General features: G+C 72.2%; 23 protein-coding genes. 11 read left to right on the top strand and 12 right to left on the bottom strand.

Annotated features, from left to right (window positions below):
* Positions 1 to 64 precede the first annotated feature (64 nt).
* The 3 genes from FHS22_RS32050 to FHS22_RS32040 are packed head-to-tail and all read right to left on the bottom strand — an operon-like array spanning position 65 to position 2,737.
* On the bottom strand, positions 65 to 547 hold the full coding sequence (locus FHS22_RS32050) for a hypothetical protein (RefSeq protein WP_184947932.1): 483 nt from the start codon (positions 545 to 547) through the stop codon (positions 65 to 67).
* Entirely contained in the window at positions 544 to 2,055 is a 1,512-nt protein-coding gene (locus FHS22_RS32045) for a sensor histidine kinase (protein ID WP_184947931.1), read from the bottom strand. Before FHS22_RS32045 ends, FHS22_RS32050 begins: the two co-directional genes overlap by 4 nt.
* Positions 2,056 to 2,062: 7 nt before the next feature.
* Positions 2,063 to 2,737, bottom strand: a complete 675-nt coding sequence (locus tag FHS22_RS32040) for a response regulator (protein ID WP_184947930.1) — start codon at positions 2,735 to 2,737, stop codon at positions 2,063 to 2,065.
* A 188-nt stretch (positions 2,738 to 2,925) separates the two neighbouring features.
* Here FHS22_RS32040 and vanY-N point away from each other — a divergent pair, with 188 nt between their 5' ends.
* Positions 2,926 to 3,582 carry a D,D-peptidase/D,D-carboxypeptidase VanY-N gene (vanY-N, locus tag FHS22_RS32035; protein WP_184947929.1) on the top strand — a complete coding sequence of 219 codons (657 nt, stop codon included), beginning with the start codon at positions 2,926 to 2,928 and terminating at the stop codon, positions 3,580 to 3,582.
* A 123-nt stretch (positions 3,583 to 3,705) separates the two neighbouring features.
* Here vanY-N and FHS22_RS32030 read toward each other — a convergent pair whose 3' ends face one another.
* Positions 3,706 to 4,179 (bottom strand): hypothetical protein, encoded by a 474-nt coding sequence (locus tag FHS22_RS32030; RefSeq protein WP_184947928.1) that lies wholly within the window; start codon positions 4,177 to 4,179, stop codon positions 3,706 to 3,708.
* Positions 4,180 to 4,332: 153 nt separating this feature from the next.
* Complete coding sequence (locus tag FHS22_RS32025; RefSeq protein WP_221474382.1) at positions 4,333 to 4,923, bottom strand: sugar O-acetyltransferase; 591 nt, start codon at positions 4,921 to 4,923, stop codon at positions 4,333 to 4,335.
* A 263-nt stretch (positions 4,924 to 5,186) separates the two neighbouring features.
* Between FHS22_RS32025 and FHS22_RS32020 the strand changes: the two genes are divergently transcribed.
* Positions 5,187 to 5,951: a hypothetical protein gene (locus tag FHS22_RS32020; RefSeq protein ID WP_184947926.1), complete on the top strand. Its 765-nt coding sequence runs from the start codon at positions 5,187 to 5,189 to the stop codon at positions 5,949 to 5,951.
* A gap of 19 nt (positions 5,952 to 5,970) precedes the next feature.
* Here the strand turns inward: FHS22_RS32020 and FHS22_RS32015 are convergent, their stop codons facing one another.
* Positions 5,971 to 6,864, bottom strand: coding sequence for a sugar phosphate isomerase/epimerase family protein (locus tag FHS22_RS32015; RefSeq protein WP_184947925.1), 894 nt, complete (start codon positions 6,862 to 6,864; stop codon positions 5,971 to 5,973).
* A 540-nt stretch (positions 6,865 to 7,404) separates the two neighbouring features.
* Here FHS22_RS32015 and FHS22_RS32010 point away from each other — a divergent pair.
* Both FHS22_RS32010 and FHS22_RS32005 read left to right on the top strand, forming a co-directional pair.
* Positions 7,405 to 7,779: an ArsR/SmtB family transcription factor gene (locus FHS22_RS32010; RefSeq protein ID WP_184947924.1), complete on the top strand. Its 375-nt coding sequence runs from the start codon at positions 7,405 to 7,407 to the stop codon at positions 7,777 to 7,779.
* Positions 7,776 to 8,261: an SRPBCC family protein gene (locus FHS22_RS32005; RefSeq protein WP_184947923.1), complete on the top strand. Its 486-nt coding sequence runs from the start codon at positions 7,776 to 7,778 to the stop codon at positions 8,259 to 8,261. Before FHS22_RS32010 ends, FHS22_RS32005 begins: the two co-directional genes overlap by 4 nt.
* 100 nt (positions 8,262 to 8,361) lie before the next feature.
* Here FHS22_RS32005 and FHS22_RS32000 read toward each other — a convergent pair whose 3' ends face one another.
* The gene (locus tag FHS22_RS32000; protein ID WP_184947922.1) at positions 8,362 to 9,306 is read right to left on the bottom strand and encodes an adenylate/guanylate cyclase domain-containing protein; all 945 of its coding nucleotides are present in this window, start codon (positions 9,304 to 9,306) and stop codon (positions 8,362 to 8,364) included.
* A 148-nt stretch (positions 9,307 to 9,454) separates the two neighbouring features.
* Here FHS22_RS32000 and FHS22_RS31995 point away from each other — a divergent pair, with 148 nt between their 5' ends.
* The 3 genes from FHS22_RS31995 (at position 9,455) to FHS22_RS31985 (ending at position 14,687) form a co-directional block, all read left to right on the top strand.
* The gene (locus FHS22_RS31995) at positions 9,455 to 10,051 is read left to right on the top strand and encodes a phosphoribosylanthranilate isomerase (RefSeq protein WP_184947921.1); all 597 of its coding nucleotides are present in this window, start codon (positions 9,455 to 9,457) and stop codon (positions 10,049 to 10,051) included.
* A gap of 156 nt (positions 10,052 to 10,207) precedes the next feature.
* Positions 10,208 to 13,075 (top strand): response regulator, encoded by a 2,868-nt coding sequence (locus tag FHS22_RS31990; RefSeq protein ID WP_184947920.1) that lies wholly within the window; start codon positions 10,208 to 10,210, stop codon positions 13,073 to 13,075.
* Positions 13,076 to 13,256: 181 nt separating this feature from the next.
* Entirely contained in the window at positions 13,257 to 14,687 is a 1,431-nt protein-coding gene (locus FHS22_RS31985) for a serine hydrolase domain-containing protein (protein ID WP_184947919.1), read from the top strand.
* A 30-nt stretch (positions 14,688 to 14,717) separates the two neighbouring features.
* Here the strand turns inward: FHS22_RS31985 and FHS22_RS39065 are convergent, their stop codons facing one another.
* Complete coding sequence (locus FHS22_RS39065; RefSeq protein WP_184947918.1) at positions 14,718 to 15,797, bottom strand: hypothetical protein; 1,080 nt, start codon at positions 15,795 to 15,797, stop codon at positions 14,718 to 14,720.
* A 121-nt stretch (positions 15,798 to 15,918) separates the two neighbouring features.
* Here FHS22_RS39065 and FHS22_RS31975 point away from each other — a divergent pair, with 121 nt between their 5' ends.
* Positions 15,919 to 17,061 (top strand): tyrosine-type recombinase/integrase, encoded by a 1,143-nt coding sequence (locus FHS22_RS31975; protein WP_221474381.1) that lies wholly within the window; start codon positions 15,919 to 15,921, stop codon positions 17,059 to 17,061.
* Positions 17,062 to 17,268: 207 nt separating this feature from the next.
* Here the strand turns inward: FHS22_RS31975 and FHS22_RS31970 are convergent, their stop codons facing one another.
* Genes FHS22_RS31970 through FHS22_RS31960 form a run of 3 tightly spaced genes read right to left on the bottom strand, consistent with a single transcriptional unit; the run spans position 17,269 to position 18,541 of the window.
* Positions 17,269 to 17,712 (bottom strand): SRPBCC family protein, encoded by a 444-nt coding sequence (locus FHS22_RS31970; RefSeq protein ID WP_184947916.1) that lies wholly within the window; start codon positions 17,710 to 17,712, stop codon positions 17,269 to 17,271.
* Between the two features lie 20 nt (positions 17,713 to 17,732).
* Positions 17,733 to 18,083, bottom strand: a complete 351-nt coding sequence (locus FHS22_RS31965) for an ArsR/SmtB family transcription factor (RefSeq protein WP_184947915.1) — start codon at positions 18,081 to 18,083, stop codon at positions 17,733 to 17,735.
* A complete protein-coding gene (locus tag FHS22_RS31960) occupies positions 18,080 to 18,541 on the bottom strand; it encodes an SRPBCC family protein (RefSeq protein WP_184947914.1) in 462 nt (153 codons plus the stop codon). Before FHS22_RS31960 ends, FHS22_RS31965 begins: the two co-directional genes overlap by 4 nt.
* A 316-nt stretch (positions 18,542 to 18,857) precedes the next feature.
* Between FHS22_RS31960 and FHS22_RS37510 the strand changes: the two genes are divergently transcribed.
* Complete coding sequence (locus FHS22_RS37510) at positions 18,858 to 19,277, top strand: zinc-binding dehydrogenase (protein WP_338048048.1); 420 nt, start codon at positions 18,858 to 18,860, stop codon at positions 19,275 to 19,277.
* A gap of 142 nt (positions 19,278 to 19,419) precedes the next feature.
* Positions 19,420 to 19,791 (top strand): DoxX family protein, encoded by a 372-nt coding sequence (locus tag FHS22_RS31945; protein WP_184947913.1) that lies wholly within the window; start codon positions 19,420 to 19,422, stop codon positions 19,789 to 19,791.
* A 172-nt stretch (positions 19,792 to 19,963) separates the two neighbouring features.
* On the opposite strand, the gene FHS22_RS31940 is transcribed toward FHS22_RS31945, so the two are convergent.
* Positions 19,964 to 20,716 carry a hypothetical protein gene (locus tag FHS22_RS31940; protein WP_184947912.1) on the bottom strand — a complete coding sequence of 251 codons (753 nt, stop codon included), beginning with the start codon at positions 20,714 to 20,716 and terminating at the stop codon, positions 19,964 to 19,966.
* Between the two features lie 256 nt (positions 20,717 to 20,972).
* Between FHS22_RS31940 and FHS22_RS31935 the strand changes: the two genes are divergently transcribed.
* On the top strand, positions 20,973 to 21,779 hold the full coding sequence (locus tag FHS22_RS31935) for a MerR family transcriptional regulator (protein WP_260408502.1): 807 nt from the start codon (positions 20,973 to 20,975) through the stop codon (positions 21,777 to 21,779).
* Positions 21,780 to 22,081 lie beyond the last annotated feature (302 nt).

Here is a 22,081-nt window from a genome sequence, read left to right as displayed (position 1 = left end):
CCGCCAGGTATTTCGAGTTCCGCAGCGCGACCGCGCCGGCGGACCGGAGGCGGGCCGCTGCCCGTCACCCCGGGCAGTTCCGGGGGCCGACGCTCTGCCCGGCACCGACGACGGTGACCTGGACAGGGCTTTCCGGCGCCGTGGCGGCGGCCGTGCACACGATCTGCTCGACGGCCAGCGCGGGAAGTCCGCCGGCCGGAGCGGACGCGGTCACCACCAGGTGGCCTGCCGGCTCGGCGGTCACCGAGAACGGACCGGCTTCGGGCGGGACGCCGGTGGTGAGCCCGCGCGCCCGTTCCCCCGCGGTGGGCCCGGCCGCCAGCAGCGCGAGCGTGTCCGCTGCGGACAGCCGGCGACCGGGCCGCGTCACCGCGCTGAGCCGGCCGTCCTTCACCAGGTAGAGGGTGATCTTCAAGGGCGGTGCGACGGCCCCGCTCGGCGGGTCGCCGGCGGAGATGGCGTCGCTGGGCCGCACACCGCAGCCGGACACGGCGACGAGCGATGCGAGGCCCGCGGCGAGCGCGCGGCGGGTGAACCCGGTCCTCACTCGGGGCCTCCGTCCGGACCGTGTGCCCGCCGTGGCAGGCGCAGCGTGAACACGGCGCCGCCGTCCGGGGCGTTGGCGACGGTGAGGCCGCCCCGGTGCAGGCGCGCATTCTCCCGCGCGATGGCGAGGCCGAGACCGCTGCCCTCGGATCTGGCCCTGGCCGCGCTGGCCTTGTAGAACCGGTCGAACACGTGCGGCAGCACCGCTTCGTCCAGCCCCGGTCCGTGGTCGCGGACCTCCAGAGCGATCCAGTGCGGGTCGGCCGACAGCCGTACCGACACCGGCGGCCCGCCGTGCCGCAGGGCGTTGCCGACCAGGTTGGCGAGGATGACGTCCACTCGGCGCGGGTCCAGCCGTGCCGTCACCGCGGGCGGAAGCTCGGTGTGCACCGGCTCCGTCCAGCCCCGGGCGCGCAGGGTCGCGCGCACCAGCTCGGCCACGTCGACCTCGTTCAGCGCGAGGGCCGCGACGCCGGAGTCGAACCTGCTGATCTCGATGAGGTCGTTCACCAGCCCGGTGAGGTTGAGCGTCTCCTGGCTGACCAGCCTGGCGGCCCTGCCGACGGGCTCGGGCAGCCGGTCCGCCTCCTCGTCGAGGACGTCGGCGACCGCGGTGAGCGCGGCCAGCGGGGTGCGCAGCTCGTGTGACACGTCGGCCACGAACCGGCGGGCGTCGGCCTCCATCTCGCGCAGTTGCCTGACGTGCCGTTCCAGCTCCTCGGCGGTGTCGTTGAACGTGCGTGCCACGTCGGCCAGCTCGTCGGAGCCGCGGACCGCGATCCTGGTCCGCAGCTCGCCCTCGCCCAGCAGGCGTGCCGCCCGGCCGAGCTCGCGCACCGGGCGCAGCACGCCGCGGGTGGCGAGCAACGCCAGGACGACCGCGAACGCCAGGACCGCCCCGCCGATGAGCCAGGCGCGTGCGGCGAGGCCGTCGATGCTGCGCTGTTCGGGAAGCAGGCTGCGCGCGACGTAGACCTCGATGCCGGACATCCGCGTCGCCCGGTCCCGCTCGGTGATCAGCAACGGCGTGCCGATGATCAGAACGGGCTCGTCCCGCCACACCACGCGTTGCCACGCGATGTCGCCGCCGGCCACCATCCGCCGCAGCTCCGGTGGAATCGCCCCGAGTTCCAGGACCCGCGCTTTCCTGCCCGGACTCCGGGGCTCCGGCGGGGGGTCGCCCGGACTCCGGCGCTCCGGCGGCGGCAGCGGCACGCCGGCCCGTGAGCGCGTCCCGTGGTAGACGGCGATCGCGGGGATGTCCCCGTCGGTCGCGATGCGGGCGATCTCGTCGAGCTCGGCCGGGCCCGGCGCCGGATTCCGCAACGGGAAGACCGCCTCCAGGCGGCTTCTCATCGCCTGCACCGCGGCGTCCTGGGTCCGCTGCAGGATGTCGTTGCGGGCCTGTACGTAGATCCCGCCGGCCACCGCCGCCGCGGTGACCACGCACAGCAGCGCGAACGCGAACAGCAACCGGGCACGCAGCCCCAGGATCGGCCGAGGTGTCACCGGAGATTCACACCGGCCCGAACCGGTACCCGAACCCACGAACCGTCTGCACGTAGACGGGCGCCGTCGAGTCGTCCTCGATCTTCGCGCGCAACCGCTGCACGCACGCGTCCACGAGACGCGAGTCGCCGAAATACCCGTGCTCCCACACCGACTCCAGCAGCTGCTGGCGGCTGTGCACCCGGCCCGGCGTGCCGGAGAGCTCGAGCAGCAGGCGCAGCTCGGTCGGAGCGAGGTTGACCGGCACTCCGCGGTTGGAGACCACCAGCCCGGCCCGATCGATGGTCAGGTCCCCGTGCCGCTCCAGCTCCGCCTGGTCCCGGCCGATCCGCCGCAGTACCGCGCGGATGCGTGCGTCGAGCACCCTGGGCTGCACCGGCTTGACCACGTAGTCGTCGGCGCCCGCCTCCAACCCGGCCACCACGTCCACGTCGTCGCCGCGCGCGGTCAGCATGATGATCGGCACCTCACCGGCGGCCCGGATGCGGCGGCAGACCTCGAACCCGTCCATGCCGGGCAGCATCAGATCGAGCACGACGACGTTGGGCAGGTCCGCACGCAGCCGGTCCAGCCCCTGCTCTCCGGACTCCACCGCGTGCACCCGGTGCCCGTGCCGGGTCAGGGCCAGCTCGAGGCCCTCCCGCACGGCCGGGTCGTCCTCGATCAACAACACCCGCGACACGCCGAGTATCACAACACGCTCCGTAACTCGCCCACCGGTCGACCCATCCACTGTCGGCCGGCCGTGTCCCCGCCTCGTCCACGCCGTGTCATGGTCGTGTCACGGCCGCGCCGGGGGGTGGCCGTCGTCGATGAACCGTGACATGCAGCGAATCACGCGCGCACATTCGGCGCCAATGGTAGTTCGTCATGAACGAACCACGTACCATCCCGGCCCGGCCCCGAGACCGGCTGTTCGCCGCGGTCACGCTGGTGCTCGCCGTGCTCCTGCTGCCCGCGGCGTTCGTCCGCCGTCCCGGCCGCGCCCGCGAGCTGGCCTGCCGCTGGGCGCTGCGGATGCGATTCCCCGCCGAGGACCTCACCGGGCTCGCCGACGGCGCCCTGGCGGCGTTCACCGCGGCGCGCACCGAGGCGCTCTGGCGTCACGGCCAGCTCATCGGCCTCACGTCGGGATACCGCGATCCCCTCGTTCAACAACGGATGTTCGACGAGGAGGTGCGCCGCTCCGGCTCCCCGGCCTCGGCACGGATGCTCGTGTCACCGCCGGCGGAATCCAACCACGTCAAGGGCATCGCGCTGGACGTGCGCCCCCACGAGGGCGCGCGCTGGCTCGAGGAGCACGGCGCCCGCTACGACCTCTACCGCATCTACGACAACGAGTGGTGGCACTTCGAGTACCACCCGGACAGCGGCGGCAGGCCGCCACGGCGACGGCCCCACCCCGGCGTGGACCACGTGAGCGAGCGCGGGGAGCGGAGGGCGGGGCCCGGTGAAACAGGAAGCCGAAGGGGTCCCGCACGCGCGGTGCGGGCCGAACCTCCGGCCAGTGAGGCCGGCGTCCACTGAAGTGATCATCCAGACCAGTTCCGACGGAGTCGCGGCGCCGACGCGCAGCAGGCAGCCGCAGCCGTCGACGGCCTCCACGACGCCCAGACGGTGGCGGGGGCGGGGGCGGGGGCGGCCGGGCGTCTATCCGGCCAGCATGTGAGCGGCTCGCACCCGTCGCAGAGCGGGATCGGTGGCCACGGCGGGCACCGCGCCGTGCGGGGTGCGCTCGCGCACGTCCTGGGCACCGATCGCCAGCACCGCGGGCGGGCTGCCGAGGTGGCCGTAGCCGGCGGCGACGGCGGCCGTGACCGCTGCCCGGGCGTCGGCCAGCACGTCCCTGGCCGAGGCCCCGGACGGGGCGGCGGCCGTCAGGAAGCCGAGCAGCGCGGCGAAGCGCAACTGCTCGGCGGCCGGTGCCGGCCGGCCGGGCCCGGCCGGGGGCGCCGGCCGGTCCAGCCAGAACGCCCGTCCCTCGAGACGCCCGAGATAGGCGGGGCCCGAGGACGGGCGGAGCACGGTGACCGCGTCGGCGAGGTGCCGCCCGAACAGGGCCAGATCCGCGTCCGGCGGCAGGTCGGTCGTCACCAGGATCGGGATGATCAGTGTGGGGATCACGGCGGCCTCCTCATCATCGATGCGCTGATGCTACTGACGGTCACCGACATTCCCGGGATCTCCCTCGTGCCGGGGCGGCCGGGCGCGCGAGCCGTACAGGATGATGGATGAATCACCGGCGCCCGGCCGCGGACCACAGGCCGGTTCCGGAGGTCAGGGCCGGTAGCCGCTCTTGTCCGCCTCGGTGATCGTGCGCAGCACCCGGGCGGGGGAGCCGACGGCGATGACGTCGGAGGGGATCGAGCGGGTGACCACACTGCCGGAACCGATGATCGTGTTGTCGCCGATCGTCACGCCCTGGTTGATGGTGACGTCGCCGCCGATCCAGACGCGGTCGCCGATCGTCACCGGCTTGGCGTGGCAGGCGCCGGCGGCGCGTTCGGCGGCGTCGAGGGCGTGGTTGCTGGTGTAGATGCCGACGCGGGGACCGAAGAGCACGTGGTGGCCGATGGTGATGCCGCCGCCGTCCAGCATGATGCAGTCGAAGTTGGCGTAGAAGTGGTCGCCGATGCTGATGTTGAACCCGAATTCGCAGCGGAACGTCGGCTCGAAGTGGCAGCCCGCTCCGACCTCGCGCAGCAGGCGACGCAAGATCGCTTCCCGCTCGTGCTGCGGCTGCCCGAAACTGTTGTTGTACTCGGTGGTCAGCAGCACGGTACGCCGCCGCGCCTGGACCAGTTCGTCGGTGAGGTCGTTGTACATCCGGCCCGAGAGAATGTGCGCGCGCTGGGCGTCAAGCGTCACTGCGTGATCCTTGCTCATCGTCGGCCGACCCGTGGGACCGGTTCCCGGGGCCGAGAAGAACTGGATACCACAGGACCCGGCAGCCGGTCGGCAGGACATTGCGGGCAAAGGTAAATTCAACGGAAGATTCTATACAAAGAGAACATATAGGATCTAAAGCCCCATGGAGCCTGTTGATGCCGCCGCACCGCAGGTGCCCGCCCAGCCGGCGGACCGTTCTCGCAGCCGACGGACCGCCCCGATCCCCGTACCGGAGCCACATCATGCGCGCCCTGTCCGCCCTCGCCGCCCTCGCACTGATGCTCGGCCCCACCGGATGCACGATCACCCCCGATGTCCCCCGAGGCGCGGCACCTTCCTCCACCCCGCCTTCCTCCGCTCCGGCGCCCTCTCCTCTCGCCGCGGCCGAGGAGGCGGAACGGCCGCGGACGCATCGGACCACGACGGAGCACTTCAAGGGATCGGGCGACAAGGTGATCCCCATCGAGCCGACCGGCGAGATCGGCCTCATCACCGTAGGGGCACGCGGCACGGGAAGCTTCATCGTGCGGAGCGTCGACGCCTCCGGCGACGACGTCGAGTTCCTCGCCCAGGGGGAGGACGACCATCACGGCACCCGGTTCTACAACCTGGAGGCGGAGGAGGAGATCACCGCCCTGAGCGTCACCGCCCAGGGGCCCTGGCGGATCACACTGCATCCGCCCTCGTCCGCTCCGGTGTGGAAAGGCCCGCGCATCACCGGTTCCGGAGACGCCGTCCTCCAACTGCACCAGAAGGCCGAAGGATCCGAAAAGATCACTTCGGCCTTCACCGGTGAGAGCAACTTCATCGTCGAAGGCGCCGGTGAGAACGACTCGTCCCTGCTGGCCAACGAGATCGGCACCTGCGAGGTCCAGGAGACGCTGCCGGAGGGGACGTTCCTCATCGTCATCAAGGGAGACGGCCCCTGGACGCTGAGCCGGAGCGGCCCGGATCCCCGGCTGACGGCGGCGGGCCCGCACGTGCGCGGAGGTCTCCCCGTCCTGTAGCCGGCCCGGCCCCAGGACCCTAGAACCTCACCCTCCGCAGGTAGTGGTGCCCGACCTCCGCCGTACGCCGGGGAGTCACGTCGGGGGTGTCGTTCTCGACGATGTACTCCTTCACCCGATGGGCGTCGAAGATCCGCCGGAAGTCGATGGTGCCGGTGCCGAGGTCGGCCATGTCGCCGTCCAGGTGGCGGTCCTTGACGTGGAACTGCAGCACGCGCTGCGGCGCCTCGCGGATGACGTCGATCGCGAAGCGCACCGGGTCGGCCGCCCCCCGCCCGACCCCTCCGGTGACCGCCCAGTAGATGTCGATCTCCAGGTGGACGAGACGCGGGTCGAGCTCGGCGGTGAGCACGTCCCACGGCGTCCTGCCACCTCCGAGATCGGTCGTGAACTCGTGGGCGTGGTTGTGGTAGCCGTACCGCAGGCCCGCCTTGCGGGCGGTCTCCGCCTCCACGTTCATTCGTTCGGCCCATGCCTTCCACTCGTCCTCGCTGGTGGAGTTCAGGTAGGGCACGACGAGGTAGGACTGGCCGAGGGTGACCGCGTTGGCGATCTTGGTCTCCAGTGCGGCGTCGTCGGGGCTGATGCCGTCGTGGCTGGAACTGGCGCGGATGCCGAGGCCGTCGAGGAAGGAGCGGAGCTGCCGCGCCGTACGGCCGAAGTAGCCGAGCGCGAGCTCGACTCTCGGATAGCCGGTCTCGGCCAGGTAGGCGAGGGTGGCGTCGTAGTCCCGGGCGAGGTCGTCGCGTACGGTCCAGAGCTGGATGCTGATCCGGCCCGGGGGGACGCGGTCCCTGCCGGGGTGGTGCGGCGCGGCCGCGGCGGCGGGGGAGCCGGCGGCGAGGGCGGCCGTTCCCAGTCCGAGGCCCGCGGCGAGCAGGGACCTCCTGCTGGGGCCGTAGCCGTAGCACATGCGAAATCTCCTGGTTCGTGGGCGGGAGGACGGCCTCGCCGCCGGTCAGCGGAGGCGGACCGGTGCCGGCGTGGTCGGCGGCATCCGGGGGGTCGTACGGCGGCCGGCATGAGGATCACCGCCGCAGCCGTGACCGCGGTCGCGGTTCTCGCTGTCGGGCCTCTCTTCGGTCTTTTCAAGGAGTAAGAGGGGTGGATCAATGTGAATCTAACCCCGCTTATGCCAGAAAGGGAGTCCTTAAGGTCGACCAGATGGCCGTCTTCCGCCTCAAATCGAAATAAGCGGAGCCCGCACAGCTCACCGGCACGGCGAGGCCTCGATCGGCGCGCCCATCCCGGCCCGCCCGAGGGCCGTTCCCGGACGACCGCCGCGTCGGGCGCGCTCCGGGCCCGCAGGATCGTCCGCCCGCATGCCGGGCCTCCCGCATGCCGGTGCCGGCCGAATCGATTCGGGCCCTCCCTGGCGGGGATGTGACCGGAGACCTCGCCGCACGGGTGAGTCGCTTCACAACGAGCCGGATCCGCGCTAACATACAACTAAATGGTTGTATATGGGTCGGCAGACGAGGCCGCAGACCACCTGTTCCACGCACTGGCCGACGCCACCCGTCGCGACATCGTCCGCCGCTGCATGCGGGATGAGCTGTCGGTGTCACGACTGGCCCAGGCCTATCCGATGAGTTTCGCGGCGGTGCAGAAACACGTCGCGGTGCTCGAGCGGGCCGGCCTGGTCACCAAGCGGCGCCACGGGCGGGAGCAGCTCGTGCGTACCGCCCCCGAGGCCGTACGGCGGGCACGGCGCGTTCTCGACGAACTCGAGGCGACCTGGCGCGGGCGGGTGGACCGCATGGCACGCCTGCTCGGGCAGGACCCCGAGCCCGGAGAAGACAGTCCGACGAAAGGGCAGGAGAAATGAGCGTCACCAGCATCGACAAGGACTTCGACAACCTGACCCTCACCCTGGTCGCCGACTTCGACGCGCCGGTCGATCGGGTGTGGCAGCTGTGGGCCGACCCGCGGCAACTGGAGCGCTGGTGGGGGCCGCCGGCCTATCCGGCGACCGTGCAGGAGCACGACCTGACCCCGGGAGGCGACGTCGCCTACTTCATGACGGGCCCGGACGGCGGAAGGCTCCACGGCTGGTGGCGGATCACCTCGGTCAGCCCGCCGGAGTCACTGGAGTTCCTCGACGGCTTCGCCGACGAGGACGGCAAGCCGGTCGCCGACATGCCGACCACCACGATACGGATGCGGCTCACCGGGAACGCCGGCGGCACCCGGATGGAGATGCGGTCGGCCTTCGACTCCCGCGAGCAGATGGACCGGCTCATGGAGATGGGCATGGCCGAGGGCCTGCAGCAGGCGGTCGGCCAGATGGACGCCCTCCTCGCCGGCTGAGCCCGGCCGAGCCGGCGGCACGGGAGGCCTCCTCCCCCCACGCTCCCTCGTCGCCCCGTCCCGCCGGATCGCCGGCGGGACGGGCTTCCGGCGCGGCCGGTCAGCTCCTGGCCACGGTGGAGGGCACCAGCTCGCCCAGTCCCCGGACGACGAGGCGGTCCACCGGCCGGAGCACGAACGCGCCGTCGCCGGCCAGTTCCTCCGCCATCGCCGGATCGACCAGCACGGTGCCGGTGGCGGCGAGGGCGGTGAGCCTGCTGGCCAGATTGACCGTGGTGCCGAACACGTCGCCCATACGGCCGATCACCTGGCCGATCGCGAGCCCCACCCGCAGCGCGGGCATTCCCCTGGAACGGGCGTGGACCTCCACGAGCCGCAGGGCGATGTCGGCGGCCTCGGCGGCGGTGTCGGCGACGAACAGCACCGAGTCGCCGAGCGTCTTCACCACCCGGCCCTGGGAGGAGGCGACGACGTCGGCCGAGCGGCCCTCGAACCGCTCGACGAGAGCCGCCAGCTCCTTCTCGGGGATCTGACGGCTCAGCCGGGTGAACCCCACCAGGTCGGCGAAGCCCACGGCCAGCCGTACGGTGGCCGTCTCCTGGTCGACGACGCGCCCCGCGGCGGCGGCCAGTTGCCGCCGCCATGCGTAGACCAGGAGCCGCTCCAGGTCCGGCACCACCCGATCGGCCCGCGCACGCCAGGTGTCCGCACGCTCCTCGCGGGGAACCCCGGCCTGGTCGAGCGCCTCGACGCCGATCACGGCCTGCGACTCCGCGAGCCGGGCGGTGGCCCTGCCCAGCGACCGGACCACCAGGAGCGCGTGCTCCTCGTCGTAGGTCCCGTCGCGCACCAGGCCGATCAGTGTCAGGAGCGCCTCGACGTCGGAGTCGGTGAACTCCACCTCGTCGTCGGCGACGTTGGCGAAGCCGAAGGCGCGCCAGAACCGCCGCGCGCGATACATCGGTATCCCGGCCATCGCGGCCACCTGGCGGCTTGTGTAGCGGCGGTGCTGTCGGAGGAACGCCCCCGCCAGTTCGTCGACCACGTATCCTCGACCGTCGTCAGATCTTCCCGGCTGGCCCTGTGAAGGGGAATCGCACCATACATCCCGCAGACCGCCGGATGCCAGAACCGGGCGGTCCGGCCGCCCCGCGTTTCCCGCCGGGCCCGGCGCTGCCGCTACCCTGCGCAGGGTGTACGTGAAGATCTGCGGGCTGCGCGAGCCCGGACATGTGGCGGCCGCCGTCGAGGCGGGCGCGGACGCGATCGGTTTCGTCCTGACCCGCAGCTCCCGGCGCATCAGCCCCGAGCGGGCGCGGGAGCTGGCCGCGGCGGTGCCCCCGCACGTGCTGACCGTGGCGGTGTTCGCGGGGGAGAGCGCCGAGCAGGTGCGGGCGGCCGCGCTGGCCTCGGGAGTCCGCGCGGTCCAGTTGCACGGCGACCATCCGCACGGGGACTTCACCGCGCTGCGCGACCTCGGCGTCACACTGGTGCGCGCCGGGGCCGCGGGCGTGGACCTGCGCTGCGGCGCCTTCGACGAGGACCTGCTCATCGTCGACGCACCCCGGCCGGGCTCGGGTGAGCCGTGGGACTGGGCCGCGGTGCGCGGACGCCCGTCGGGCCGCTGGATGCTCGCCGGAGGTCTCGACCCGTCGAACGTGGCCGGGGCGATCGCCGCCGCCCGCCCGTGGGGAGTGGACGTGTCGAGCGGAGTGGAGACGGCGCCCGGGGTCAAGGACGCCCGGCTCATCGCCGGCTTCGTCGCCGCCGCCCGCGGAGCGGCGGGATGACCTCAACCCTCCGGTGAGTCCTCGGCGATGACCCCCGGTCCGGCGGCGTCGGATCCGGGGGACGGAGCGGGTCGCGGGCAGTCCGGTGCATCCTTCTCGCAAAAAACGGAAATGTATCCACATGTGGGACATATGGCGAGTGGGGGAGGCGAGACCATGGCGGCACCCGCGCCCGTATCCGGGCCGCACGCGCCGGGCTCGGGCGAGAGGCGGCACAGGCCCCGCTGGACCGTGGGCGGGCTGCTCGCGCTCGTTTACGCGATCGCGTTCCTCGCTCTCGCCACCATCGGGATCAGCTCCTACGCGCGCATCGGCGCCCTGCAGCAGGACCTGCACTGGGTCGAGCACACGCATCGGGTCCTCGACCGGATCGGGGTCGTCAGCGAACTGATCAAGGACGCCGAGCGGGGGCAGCGCGGCTACCTCATCACCGGACAGGAGCAGTATCTGACGCCCTACCGCCAGGCGAGCGGGCGGCTCGACGACGAGATCGCCGAGCTGCGCCGCCTGACGGCGGACGACTCCCGCCGGCAGGCGCTCCTGGACCGGCTGCAGTCGGCGGTCCAGGAGAAACGCGACGAACTGGCCGAGACGATCCGGCTCCGGCAGCAGGAGGGCTTCGACGCGGCGCAGGAGGTCGTGGGAACCGACCGGGGCAGGCAGAGCATGCTCCTGATCCAGACCCTGCTGGATCAGGCGCGGCAGGAGGAGGCGCGCCTGCTCGCCCTGCGGGAGCGCGCCGGTGAGGAGAGCGCCGACAACGCCCGGAACGTCATCCTGTGGGGATCGCTGTGCTCGGTCCTGCTGGTCGGCGCCGTGGCGTGGTGGACGACGCGCAAGGTCACCTCCTCGGCGGAGAAGGTGACCGCCGCCGCCGGACGCGTCACGGCCGGGGACATGAGCCGCCCGGCGGAGGTGCACGAACCGCTGGAGATGGCGCAGATGGCCGAGGCGGTCAACGTCTCGGTCCTGGCCGTCTCCCGGGCCCGGGACGAGGCGCTCGCCGCGGCGGAGGCCAAGGCGGCGTTCCTGGCGACCATGAGCCACGAGATCCGCACCCCCATGAACGCCGTCATCGGCATGACCGACCTGCTGCTGGACACCGAGCTCGACGCCGACCAGCACGAACTCGCCGAGACCGTGCGCAACAGCGGCGAGGCCCTGTTGTCCGTCATCAACGACATCCTGGACTACTCCAAGATCGAGGCCGGCCAGCTCGACCTCGACGACGAGCCGTTCGACGTGCGCGAATGCCTGGAGGGAGCCCTCTCCCTGATGGCGTTCGCCGCCGAGAGCAAAGGCCTGGAACTGGTCGGGAACGTCGCCCCCGACTGCCCCCGCACGCTGCGCGGCGACACGACGCGGCTGCGGCAGATCATGGTCAACCTGCTCAGCAACGCGGTGAAGTTCACCGAAACCGGTGAGATCGTCGTCACCGCGGACGGAGAGCGGCTCTCCGACCGCGCCGACGCTCCCGTCCGCCTCCGGGTGGCTGTCCGCGACACCGGCATCGGCATCCCCGCCGAGCGGATGGACCGCCTGTTCCGGTCGTTCAGCCAGGTGGACTCGTCCACCACCCGCCAGTACGGTGGCACGGGCCTCGGCCTGGTGATCAGCAGGCGGCTGGCCCGGGCGATGGGCGGCGACCTGACGGTCGAGAGCGAGGTCGGCGTCGGCTCCACCTTCACCCTCACCGCGGAACTGGCCGCCTGCCCCGATCACCCGGGACCCGAGCCGCCCCGAACCGCCGTGGAGCTCGCCGGACGCTCGGCCCTGGTCGTGGACGACAACGCGACCAACCGGCACGTGCTGCGACGGCAGCTCACGAGCTGGGGGATGGAATGCACCGACATCGGTTCGCCCGGTGAGGCGGTGGAACTACTCACCGCCGGCCGCTCCTATGACGTCGCCGTCCTGGACATGCACATGCCGGGGATGGACGGCGAGCAGCTGGCCGAAGTGCTGAGAGGCCTTCCCGCCGGCCGGAACCTGCCGATGATGCTGCTGACGAGTGTGCACTGGAGGGCCAGGGGCGGGGAGCGGAAGCCGTTCGACGCCGTGCTCACCAAACCGGTCCGCAGCTCCGTGCTCCGGGAGAGGCTCGCGGGCGCGATAGCCCGCAGGCAGGCTCCCGCGGCCGGGGCGGCGACCGCCGGCCTGCCGGAGGAAACCCTCGCCGGAGAGACCGCCGCCCAGACCCCGCTGAACGTGCTCCTCGCCGAGGACAACCAGGTCAACCAGAAGGTCGCGCAGCGCATGCTGGGCAGGCTCGGCCACCGCGTCGAGACGGTCGGCAACGGGGTGGAGGCGCTGGAGGCGGCGCGGAACACCTCCTACGACGTGATCCTCATGGACATGCACATGCCGGAGATGGACGGGCTGGAGGCGACCCGGCGGATCCGTGCCGAAGTACCCGAGAGCCGGCCGTACATCGTGGCGCTGACGGCCAGCGTGCTCGAAGAGGACCGGGAGGCCTGCCGCTCCGCCGGCATGGACGACTACCTGGCCAAACCGGTGCGCGCGCACGAACTGGAGGAACTCCTCGAACGGCTGCGGCCCGCGGAACCGGCCTCCGGCGCGGAGCCCGCGCCCGGTCCGGGAGAACCGCCGCAGGTGGCCGGGACGGCTGACCGGGAGACCGCCATCAGGAACCGCTTCGACGAACTCGCCGGCCCGGACGCGATGAAGGACGACTGGGAGATGGTCGACTACCTCGCCACCTCCTTCGTCAGCAAGGCCCCCAACGCCGTCGAGGAACTGACCGAAGCCGTCGACCGCGGCGACGCCAAGGACGTGGAGGAGCAGGCCCACAGCCTGAAGGGCTCGGCCGTCAACATGGGCGCCACCGCCCTGGCCGAGCTGTGCGCCCGGCTGGAGGCCCAGGGCAGGGCGGGACGGCTGGCCGACACCGCGGGAACACTGCGCACGATCAAACAGGAACTCGATCTCGTCCGCCACACGATCGAGTCCCTCCAGCCCGAGATCGAGCAGCGGACGCACTCGGCGGCCGACCGGTCGCAGTGACCGGACGAGGACGGCCCCCACCTCACCCGTTCGTCCTCGCCGAGCGGGTACCGGACGCCCGGCGGATCCGCGCCCAGGCATGCGCGGGCGTGACGGTTGCGCGCCGGGCCCGGCACCGACCGCCCCGTCACGCCGCGAATCTCCGTGGTTTCGGGGGCACCGGGCCTGTTAGGGTGCCCGGATGCGCCCTCAGACGATCTTGCTACCGCGCTCGACACCGGCGGCTTCGGGGATCTCCTCCCGTTCGATCGTCGCGTTGCTGGACCGGCTCGAAGCGCAGTCCGTCGAGCTCCACTCCATCATGGTCGTACACCACGGTCACGTCGTGGCCGAAGGATGGTGGGCGCCGTACTCGGCCGAGCGCCCGCATCTGCTCTACTCCCTGACCAAGTCGTTCACCTCGATCGCAGTGGGGCTCGCGATCGCCGACGGGCGGCTCTCGCTGGACGACCGGGTGGTGGACGTGCTGCCCGACCACGTTCCGGCCGGCGTCTCCGAACAGGGACGCCGCATCACCGTGCACCACCTGCTGTCCATGACGGCCGGGCACAGCACCGACAGCCTCGCCGAGGCCTGGCGGCTGGAACCGGGCGACCTGGTGAAGGGCTTCCTGCGCGTACCGTTCTCCGAGCCTGAGGGAACCCGGCACACCTACGACAACGCGACCACGTTCATCCTGGCCCGGATGGTGGAACGGGTCACCGGCCGCGGCCTGCCGGAGCTGCTCGGCGACCGCCTGTTCCAGCCGATGGGCATCGACCACGCCGAGTGGGACCGGGTGGCGAGCGGTGCCGCCTTCGGATTCCACGGGCTGCACCTCACGACCGAGGCCGTCGCCGCTTTCGGCGAGTTGCTGCTGCGCGGAGGCGTCTGGGGCGGCCGCCGGCTCGTCCCGCGCGAATGGGTGGAGCTCGCGACCCGGCGGCACATCGGGACCCGGCCACTCGACGACGACTTCCTCAACCCCGACTTCCTTTGCGGGTACGGCTACCAGTTCTGGATGTCGCGTCACGGCTACCACGGCGACGGCGCCTTCGGCCAGCAGTGCGTGGTCGTCCCGTCCCACGATCTCGTGGTCGTCGTGACCGCGGCCGCCGAGCGGACGAACGCGCTGCCCGGCGTCTTCTGGGACTGCCTGCTGCCCGGCCTGGACGGCGCGGAAAGCGCCCAGGACGACGAGATCCTCGCCGATCGGCTGCGGCGGCTGTCGCTCGCGCCGGTGCCGGGCTCGGCCGCCCCCTCCCGCTCCGGTGCGGCGGTGATCGACGCCTCCGCCGAGGATTCGGCCCTGCCCGGCGGAACCACGGTGGCCGTCGAACCGGTGGACGGCGGATGGCACCTGCGGCTCGGGGCGTCCCTCAAGGTCGCCGTCGGCCACGGCGAATGGCGGGAGAGCTCGCCGCTCGGCCGTCCCGTCGTCGCCGCCGGCGCCTGGCAGGGCGACACGTTCGTCGCCGACCTCTACGTCATCACCACCCCGCACCGGGTCCGGCTGGTGCTCGACGCCGAGGCGGGGACAGCGGCGGCGACGTGGACCACCGTGCCCCTGACCGGCCCCAGCCTGGAGTTGCATCTGCGGTCGCCGCTGATGACCCGGCCCGACGTCGCCTAGGGCCGGGCGTCCCGTGGTGCCCGGCACCGGTCACCTCTCGGCGGGCACCGCGTCGCCGTCCCCGGCTTGCTCCTGCAGGCGGGCCAGCTCCCGCTCGACGGCGGCACGGGCACGTTCCGCCTCGGCGGCGCGCGAGGCGGCCGCCTGCGCGGCCAGCCGCAACTCTCCGATCGTCTCCTGCTGCGCGATCGCCCGGGTACGGGCCTGGTCCAGTTCGGTCTGCAGCCGTTCACTCCGGGCATCGTTTTCCTGACGCCGGCGATCGGACGCCTCCCGGATCGTGTCCAGCTCGCTGCGCAGCCGCTCGGCTTCGGCCTCGGCGCGCTCGGCCCGGCCGGCGGCCGCGTCCAGTCGCTCCCGCAGCCGGGCGTTGGAGCTGGTCTGCGCGGCCAGTTCCGCCTGGGCCGCAGCGAGCCGGCCGGTGTGCCGGCGGGTCTCGGCGCGCGATTCCTCAAGGGCGGCCTCGGCGGTGCGCAGCCGTACGGTCGACTCCTCGCGGGCGGCCGAGGCGGCGTCCCGAGCGGCTTCGGCCTGGCCCCGGGCTCGTTCGTGGCGAGCCACCTCCTCCCACGCCTGCTGCCGCGCGGCCTCGGCGTCGGCCATGGCGCGGGCGGCCTGGCGCTCGGCCGCAGCGCGGGCCTCGGCGTCGGCGCGGGCGGCGGCCAGCGCCTCCCGGCGACGCTGCTCGGCGGTCTCGGCACGGCCGTCGGCCTCGGCCGCCTCCCTGCGCGCCTGGGCGGTCTCGGCGTCGGCGGCCTCGATGCGGGCCAGCGCCCCGGTCTCGGCGGCCCTCAGGTGCGCGGTCAGTTCGGTCAGCACGCCGCCGAGCCGTTCGGCGGCCGGCAGCACCGTCTCGGCCAGGGAGGCCGCGGCGGCCAGCGGTTCGGCGACGGCGGCGGCCTGCTGCTCACGGCGTGCCCGGGCGGCGGCGTCCTTGTGCGCGGGGCTGCAGTACTTGGCCGGGCGGCCTCCGATGCGCCGGCCGTGCTCGTCGCGCCGCGGCGGGGGGAGCGGGTTGCCGCAACCGTCGAGCAGGCAGGTCCCGGCCGGCTCGTCCTCCTCCGCGGAGGGGGAACCGGCACCGAGGGCGATCGCTGGGTCGTCAGACATGCCGATCAGCCTACAGCTTTTAGCTTTCGAGGAAAGCGAAACAATAAAGCGGTTTTCTTAACGCTTAACCTCCGATTGCTGTTCGTACCACATAATTCCGCTTATGGTGTACGGTCATCTCGTGGACGATCTCCTGGATCCGCAGCCTCCCGCAGTGGCCGCGGAAACCGCGCCCGGTGACGGGGGACAGGCGCGGCAAGCACGTCGTGCCGATGGCCGTGCGGTCGTGCCCGCCGGGCCGGTGGCCCGGCGGCGCCTGGCGCTGGCCGAGGCCGTGACCGCCCTGCCCGCCCTCGGGCCGGTGGACCCGGCCGACCCCTACGGCGTCCACCGGCTGACCGCCATCTGGCTGGAGACCCGCGCGTCGGCGGCCACCGCCGCCGCCTACCGCACCGATCTGCACGGCTGGCTGAGCTGGTGCGCGCGGCGCCGCCTGGACCCGCTGCAGGCCCGCCGCGCCGACGTCGACCTGTACGCCGCCGACCTGGCCACGCGGTTCGCCGCGGCCACGGTGGCGCGCAAGCTGTCGGCCGTATCGGCCTGGTACGCCTATCTGATCAGCAACGACGTCTGCGAGCGCAACCCCGCGGCCGCCGCCGAGCGGCCCGGACGCGAGCGCGACGTATCGGCCACCATCGGCCTGTCGCGGGCCGAGGCCGCCCGCTTCCTGGCCGCGGCCGCCGCCGACGAGCGGCCGCTGCGGCTGCGCACCACCGCCCTGCTGGGCGTCATGCTCACCGAGGGCGTCCGGGTGGCCGAGATCTGCGGCGCCGACGTCGACGACCTGGGCTACAACCGCGGCTGGCGCACCCTGACCGTCACCCGCAAAGGCGGCAAACGCCAGACGCTCCCCCTGGCCCCGCCCATCGCCCACGCCGTCGAGGAATACCTGACCGACCGCGCGATGCGCGCCGGCACCGGCCGCGAGCGGCTGACCGGGCCGCTGTTCGCCACCGTCCGCTCCGGCCCGCACCCGGGCGGCAAGCGCCTGGACCGCTGGGCCGTCACCAAGCTGATCCGGCGCATCGCCCGCACCGCGCGCATTCCCTCGGCCGACCGGCTGTCCCCGCACAGCCTGCGCCACACCTTCGCCACCCTCGCCCTGGACGCCGGCGTGGCCCTGCGCGATGTGCAGGACGCCATGGGACACGCCGATCCGCGCACCACCCGCGCCTACGACCGCGCCCGCTACGCCCTGGACCGCCACCCGGCCACCCGGCTGATGTCCTTCATGGAGACCGCCTCCTCCGAGGAGCCCCGCTGACGCCGGTGACGGCACCGCGGTGCAGCGCCTCCAAGGGCTGCCGGCGCCCTCGGAGGCGCTGGGCACGCCGGCCGGAGGGGGCTTCATGGTGCCCGGCCGTTCACCACCGGCACCGGCCTGGAAGGCCTGACGAATCGGCGGCGCGTCGGAGACCGGGTCCGGCCGCCGCCGGCGGGTGACGCCCGTCGGCGGCGGCCGTCCACCGGCTCAGTGCCAGTCGCTGATCTGCACGTCCCGGGGGGCAGGCGCACCCTCGCCGGTCTCCACCAGCGACTTCAGGCTCATCAGGAACGAGCCCCACTTGGTGCTGCAGTGGTGCATGAACTCCACCGGCTCCTTCCAGCCCTGGTGCCTGAACAGCACGATCGTGTAGTCGCCGTCCTGGCGGAGGTCCCAGTCGATCGTCGTCCCGAGCCATTCCCCGGGGCCGTCGGCCACCCGCCACACCACCCGCTCGGACGGCCGCAGCTCGACGACCTCCATGTCGAAGCCGCCGACGGGGAACCGGAACTCGAGCACGCCGCCGACGTCGCCGCTGCCCTTCGTGTCGTCGGTCCACCAGCCGGCGAGGCCCTCGACGGTCGTCAGCGCGTCGTACACCTTCTCCGGCGTCGGAGTCTTGACCCCGACCCTGTGCAGGATGTCTGCCATCTCGTCTCTCCTTTGTCTCGTCAGTCCTGTCCGGTCCGCTGGATCGCCTCGGCGATCCGCTTGATCCGCTGCAGCCGGGCGTCCCACGCCGACCCGACCGACGCCAGCTGGGCCACCGCGCGGGCGAGCTGGGCCTCGTCCACCCGGTAGCGCTTCTCCCGGCCCGCCGGCGTCGCCCGGACCAGGCCGGCCCGGTCGAGGACGCCGAGGTGCTTGGTCACCGCCTGGCGGGTGACCGGCAGGTGCCGGCTCAGCGTGGTCGCGGTGCCCTCGCCCTCGACGAGCAGCAGGTCGAGCATGCGGCGCCGGGTCGGGTCCCCGATCGCGGACCAGAGGTCGTCGTCGACCTTCTCGGCCACCGCGGTGCTCATGACCGCACCCGCAGCGTCGCGACGTACGGCGCCAGCCGTGCCAGGTAGAAGTCCCAGCCTGTGACGTGCTCCTGGTACTGCTGCTCGAGGACGGCGGCCTCCCAGCCCATCTCGCGGAAACCGGTCTCGGTCATCTTGAGCAGCGTCCCTCCGCCCGACGGGGTCAGGTCGAAGGTGACCAGCAGCGAGTTGCCCTCCGCCGCGGCCTCGCCCGCCGGGTGCGTCCAGCGGAACGAGAACGTCCGCGGCGGTCGCGCGTCGACGACGGTGAACGCCACCACCGCCCCGCCGGCGCCGGGGTCACCGAAGACGATCTCTCCCGTCGATCCGGGCACCGGCTCGTACCGGGCGTCGTCCGGCCACCACTGCCTGAGATGGCCGGGACTGCTCACCACCTCGAAGACGGTCTCGGGTGACGCCTCGATGTAGACCTCGCGTTCGATGGTTCCGAACTCCATGGCAGCCTCCTGCAACCTTTTGTTGCACATCAGGTTATCCGGGGAGCCGACATTGCGCAACCATCGGTTGCATTTCATGGCGTCGCAGCACGCCGACTCGTGGACATGACCCCGTCCGGGGTTCCGGCGGCCATGAGAGGCCTCCGATTGCGGCCGTGCACGGCGACGTTGCACGACCGGCCAGAAGCCGTTCACCGGCCATGAGCAGGATGACCATGGCCTGGTCGGTGAAATCGGGGCGCAGGCGGCCGGTGGCCTTGGCACGCTCGATGAGCTGCAGGAAGCCCTGGTAGGCGCGGGCGCGTTGTTCCTCCAGGTGGGCGGCGGCGGGGAAGGTCATGGTCAGCACGTTCGCGAAGCCGCGGTTGGCGACCTGCATGGAGCACACGGTGTGGATGTAGCCGGTGAAGCCGTTCCAGGGGTCGGCCTCGGCCAGGGCGGCCTCGACGTAGGTGCGCATGGTGTCGGCGAAGACGGCTTCCAGCAGGTCTTCTCGGGTGGGGAAGCGGCGGAAGAGGGCGGCCTGGCCCCCGACGCCGTCGAGCGCCCGGACGTCACCGTTCATCCGATCATGGCCGACCCCGGCGGCCAGACCCTGACCGTGCTGGCCGAGCAGGCCGCCTCCGGGGCGCTGCGGGTTCCCATCACCGCGACCTACCCGCTGGAGCAGGCCCACCAGGCGTTCACCGCGTTCGGCGAAGGCGCCCTCGGCAAGATCGCCGTCACTTGCTCCTGACCGGCTTGCCCGGCCTGCCGGCGGCCGCGGATCGACCGCACCGCCGACAGGCCGCCCGATCCGGGCGGCCGAGAACCCGGGGCTTCGGCCCCGGTCCCCCTCCTGTGTTCCTCACCTTCCTGATCTGAAAGAGCCCCCCGCGATGAACGCGACCTTGTGGATCCTGCAGGCCCTGCTCGCCGCGATGTTCGGCATGGCCGGCGTGATGAAGTCGACCCGGCCCAAGGACGAACTCGCCGGGAAACTGCCCTGGGTGGAGGACTTCTCGCCCACCGTGGTCCGGCTCATCGGCGTCGCCGAACTCGCCGCCGCCCTGGGCCTGATCCTGCCCGCAGCGCTCGGCACCGCCCCGATCCTCACCCCGCTGGCGGCGGCCGGCCTGGTCATCATCATGGTCGGCGCGATGATCACGCACGCTCGCCGCAATGAGCCCCGGGCCATCGTCTTCAACGCGGTCCTGCTGATCGTCGCAGCCGTCATCGCCTGGGGCCGTTTCGGCCCCTGCTCCTTCTGAAACCTCCTTCTGAAACGCGACCCACCGGAACCTGCCATGACCTTCGAACTCGGCGTCCGCTCCTTCGGCAACACCCCGCGCCTGGCCGACGGCAACCGCGGCCCGGCGATATCGAGGCCCGGGGGAGAGACGCCCCGAGCCGGGCGCGCCCGGCAGCACGAACGGCTGAGCGTCACCGCTGTTCGCCATCGGGCAGCTGCTCCACCCGGTTGACCTCGTCCCGCGGCAGAACCCCGCGTCCGCCGAGAACAGGCGTCGCCCCGCCCTGCCCGACGCCCTCGCCGAGGAGGACCACCCCGGACGTGGCGGGGACGGTCGCGGTCGGCTCGTCGGCGTCACCGTGAATCACGCAGTCGAACACGACCTTCCAGTGGACGTGGTGAAGGTAGACCACCTCCACCGGCTGGTGATCGGCGTCTTCCCGGACGGCGACCAGCCACGTCCAGAACTCCTTCGTCCCACCGCACCCGGCCGGCGCCCAGCCGGCCAGGGCCGCCAGGCCAGACCCGCCGCCGGGGTGGTGGGGGTGGTGGAAGGGAAGCGCCGGGTCGTCCATCAACCCGACGGTGACGGGGGCGGCGGGGTCGGCCTTCCGGCGCGACTCGTTGCCGTACCAGCAGCCCTTGGAGGTGTCGCTGTCGCGCATACGCTGCGGCAGCATCGTGCGATGCCGGGCGGAGCGCGCGCCGTTGCGGTAGAGCACCCACAAGTCGGCCGACTCGACGGTCTGCACCCAGCCGATCCTCCACACCTCGGCTCCGGCGAACCGCACGGTCGCGCTGAAGTCGACCCCGAACGAGCCGATCGCGTGGGACGGAAGTTCGGCCGCCTCCTCCCCGGACTCGCTCGAGCCGGAGGCATCGGAATCGGGCTGGTTCGCCTGGACGACCAGCCCGGACTCAAAGCCGAGGGCCAGATTCAGCACCTGGAACCGCTGCCCGCGCGGGCCGGCGATCTCCGGATACAGTCCGGTGCCACCCCTCTCCGTGCGTAGGCTCTGCGGAGACCGGAACGGCTGATCGGTCATGAGGCCCCTTCTCTCCGGGTTCGCCTTCATGGCACCACAGCATGATCTGAGTCACAAGGGCACCGACCGCCCCGATGCCCGTCCTCCGAGAGTTGACCTTCCCCCCGGGGGAGGGCCGACGGTGGGCGGACCAGGATGCGATGGGGGGTCGGTGATGGCTCGGCTGGTGCTGATCGGCACGTTCTCGGCCATGACCCGGTTGTCGGTCAAGGCGTTGCGCCTCTACGACGAGCTGGGTCTCCTGCGGCCGGCGCAGGTCGACGCCTCCAGCGGCTATCGCTACTACGCGCTCAGCCAGGCGGGCAAGGCGGAGACGATCCGCAGGCTTCGGGCGCTCGACATGCCGATCGAGGAGATCAAGCGGGTGCTGTCCGCCTCCCCGGAGGAGGTCTCCGGCCTGCTGAGCGCGCACCGGCAACGCCTGCGGGCGGAGCGCGACCGCCACGATCACATGCTGGCCGCCATCACCCGATTGATCAACGGCGAGGAGCGCCTCATGAACTACACGATCACCGTCGAAACGCTGCCTGCGCAGACCGTGGCCTCGGTGCGCCGCCGCACCGATCTGGCCGGTGTCGGCGCGACGATCGCCGAGGGCTTCGGCACCCTCGTCGGGATCCTCACGCAAGCCGGTCGGCACCCGGCCGGCGCTCCCTTCCTGGTGTTCCACGATGTCATCGACGCCGACAACGACGGCGACATCGAGATCTGCATACCGATCGGGTCGCCCGTCGCCGCGACCGCTTCGGTGCAGGTAGGCCAGATGGCTGCGGTCACCGCCGCGGTCACCGTCCATCAGGGCCGCCACGACGAGATCGCTCCCGCCTATCACGCCCTGACCGCCTGGATCACCGAGCACGGTCACGAGATCGCCGGTCCGCCCCGGGAGACCTACCTCAACGACCCGGCTGTGACCGCCGAGGCCGACCTGCTCACCCAGGTGGCCTGGCCGGTCCGATGACCGGCAGACGGTGAGGTTCTCGCTGATCAAGGCCGACACGAAGCCCTGAACCGGGCGAAAGAAGCGACCCGGCTCGTCCCGCGTCATGGTCGTGGAGGACGAGCCGGTCTTCGTCGGGTCCGGCGAGGCTTCGAGTCGTCCGTCGGCGTGCACGATCCGTTCACGATGCACGACGGAATGCCGCAGGTCCACCGGGTGGGCATACAGGCGCTCCGGCCCGGCGCAGGAGTCCGGGCAGACGGCTTTTTACCCGTCGCCCCACAGGGGAGCCGGCCGCGCCGGGTACACCCTGTCAGTGACGA

This window comes from Thiemannella venezuelensis, assembly GCF_014203605.1.
GTDB lineage: Bacteria > Actinomycetota > Actinomycetes > Streptosporangiales > Streptosporangiaceae > Planomonospora_A > Planomonospora_A venezuelensis.
The sequence above is the reverse complement of the archived record's forward strand: the minus strand, read 5'-3'. Positions and strand labels throughout refer to the sequence as shown.

Coding starts and splice junctions, on each gene's coding strand:
- vanY-N (WP_184947929.1), top strand. CDS start 2,926: ATGAACGAACCACGTACCATCCCGGCCCGGCCCCGAGACCGGCTGTTC.
- FHS22_RS32020 (WP_184947926.1), top strand. CDS start 5,187: ATGCGCGCCCTGTCCGCCCTCGCCGCCCTCGCACTGATGCTCGGCCCC.
- FHS22_RS32015 (WP_184947925.1), bottom strand. CDS start 6,864: ATGTGCTACGGCTACGGCCCCAGCAGGAGGTCCCTGCTCGCCGCGGGC.
- FHS22_RS32010 (WP_184947924.1), top strand. CDS start 7,405: ATGGTTGTATATGGGTCGGCAGACGAGGCCGCAGACCACCTGTTCCAC.
- FHS22_RS32005 (WP_184947923.1), top strand. CDS start 7,776: ATGAGCGTCACCAGCATCGACAAGGACTTCGACAACCTGACCCTCACC.
- FHS22_RS31990 (WP_184947920.1), top strand. CDS start 10,208: ATGGCGGCACCCGCGCCCGTATCCGGGCCGCACGCGCCGGGCTCGGGC.
- FHS22_RS31985 (WP_184947919.1), top strand. CDS start 13,257: ATGCGCCCTCAGACGATCTTGCTACCGCGCTCGACACCGGCGGCTTCG.
- FHS22_RS39065 (WP_184947918.1), bottom strand. CDS start 15,797: ATGTCTGACGACCCAGCGATCGCCCTCGGTGCCGGTTCCCCCTCCGCG.
- FHS22_RS31970 (WP_184947916.1), bottom strand. CDS start 17,712: ATGGCAGACATCCTGCACAGGGTCGGGGTCAAGACTCCGACGCCGGAG.
- FHS22_RS31965 (WP_184947915.1), bottom strand. CDS start 18,083: ATGAGCACCGCGGTGGCCGAGAAGGTCGACGACGACCTCTGGTCCGCG.
- FHS22_RS31960 (WP_184947914.1), bottom strand. CDS start 18,541: ATGGAGTTCGGAACCATCGAACGCGAGGTCTACATCGAGGCGTCACCC.
- FHS22_RS31945 (WP_184947913.1), top strand. CDS start 19,420: ATGAACGCGACCTTGTGGATCCTGCAGGCCCTGCTCGCCGCGATGTTC.
- FHS22_RS31935 (WP_260408502.1), top strand. CDS start 20,973: ATGGCTCGGCTGGTGCTGATCGGCACGTTCTCGGCCATGACCCGGTTG.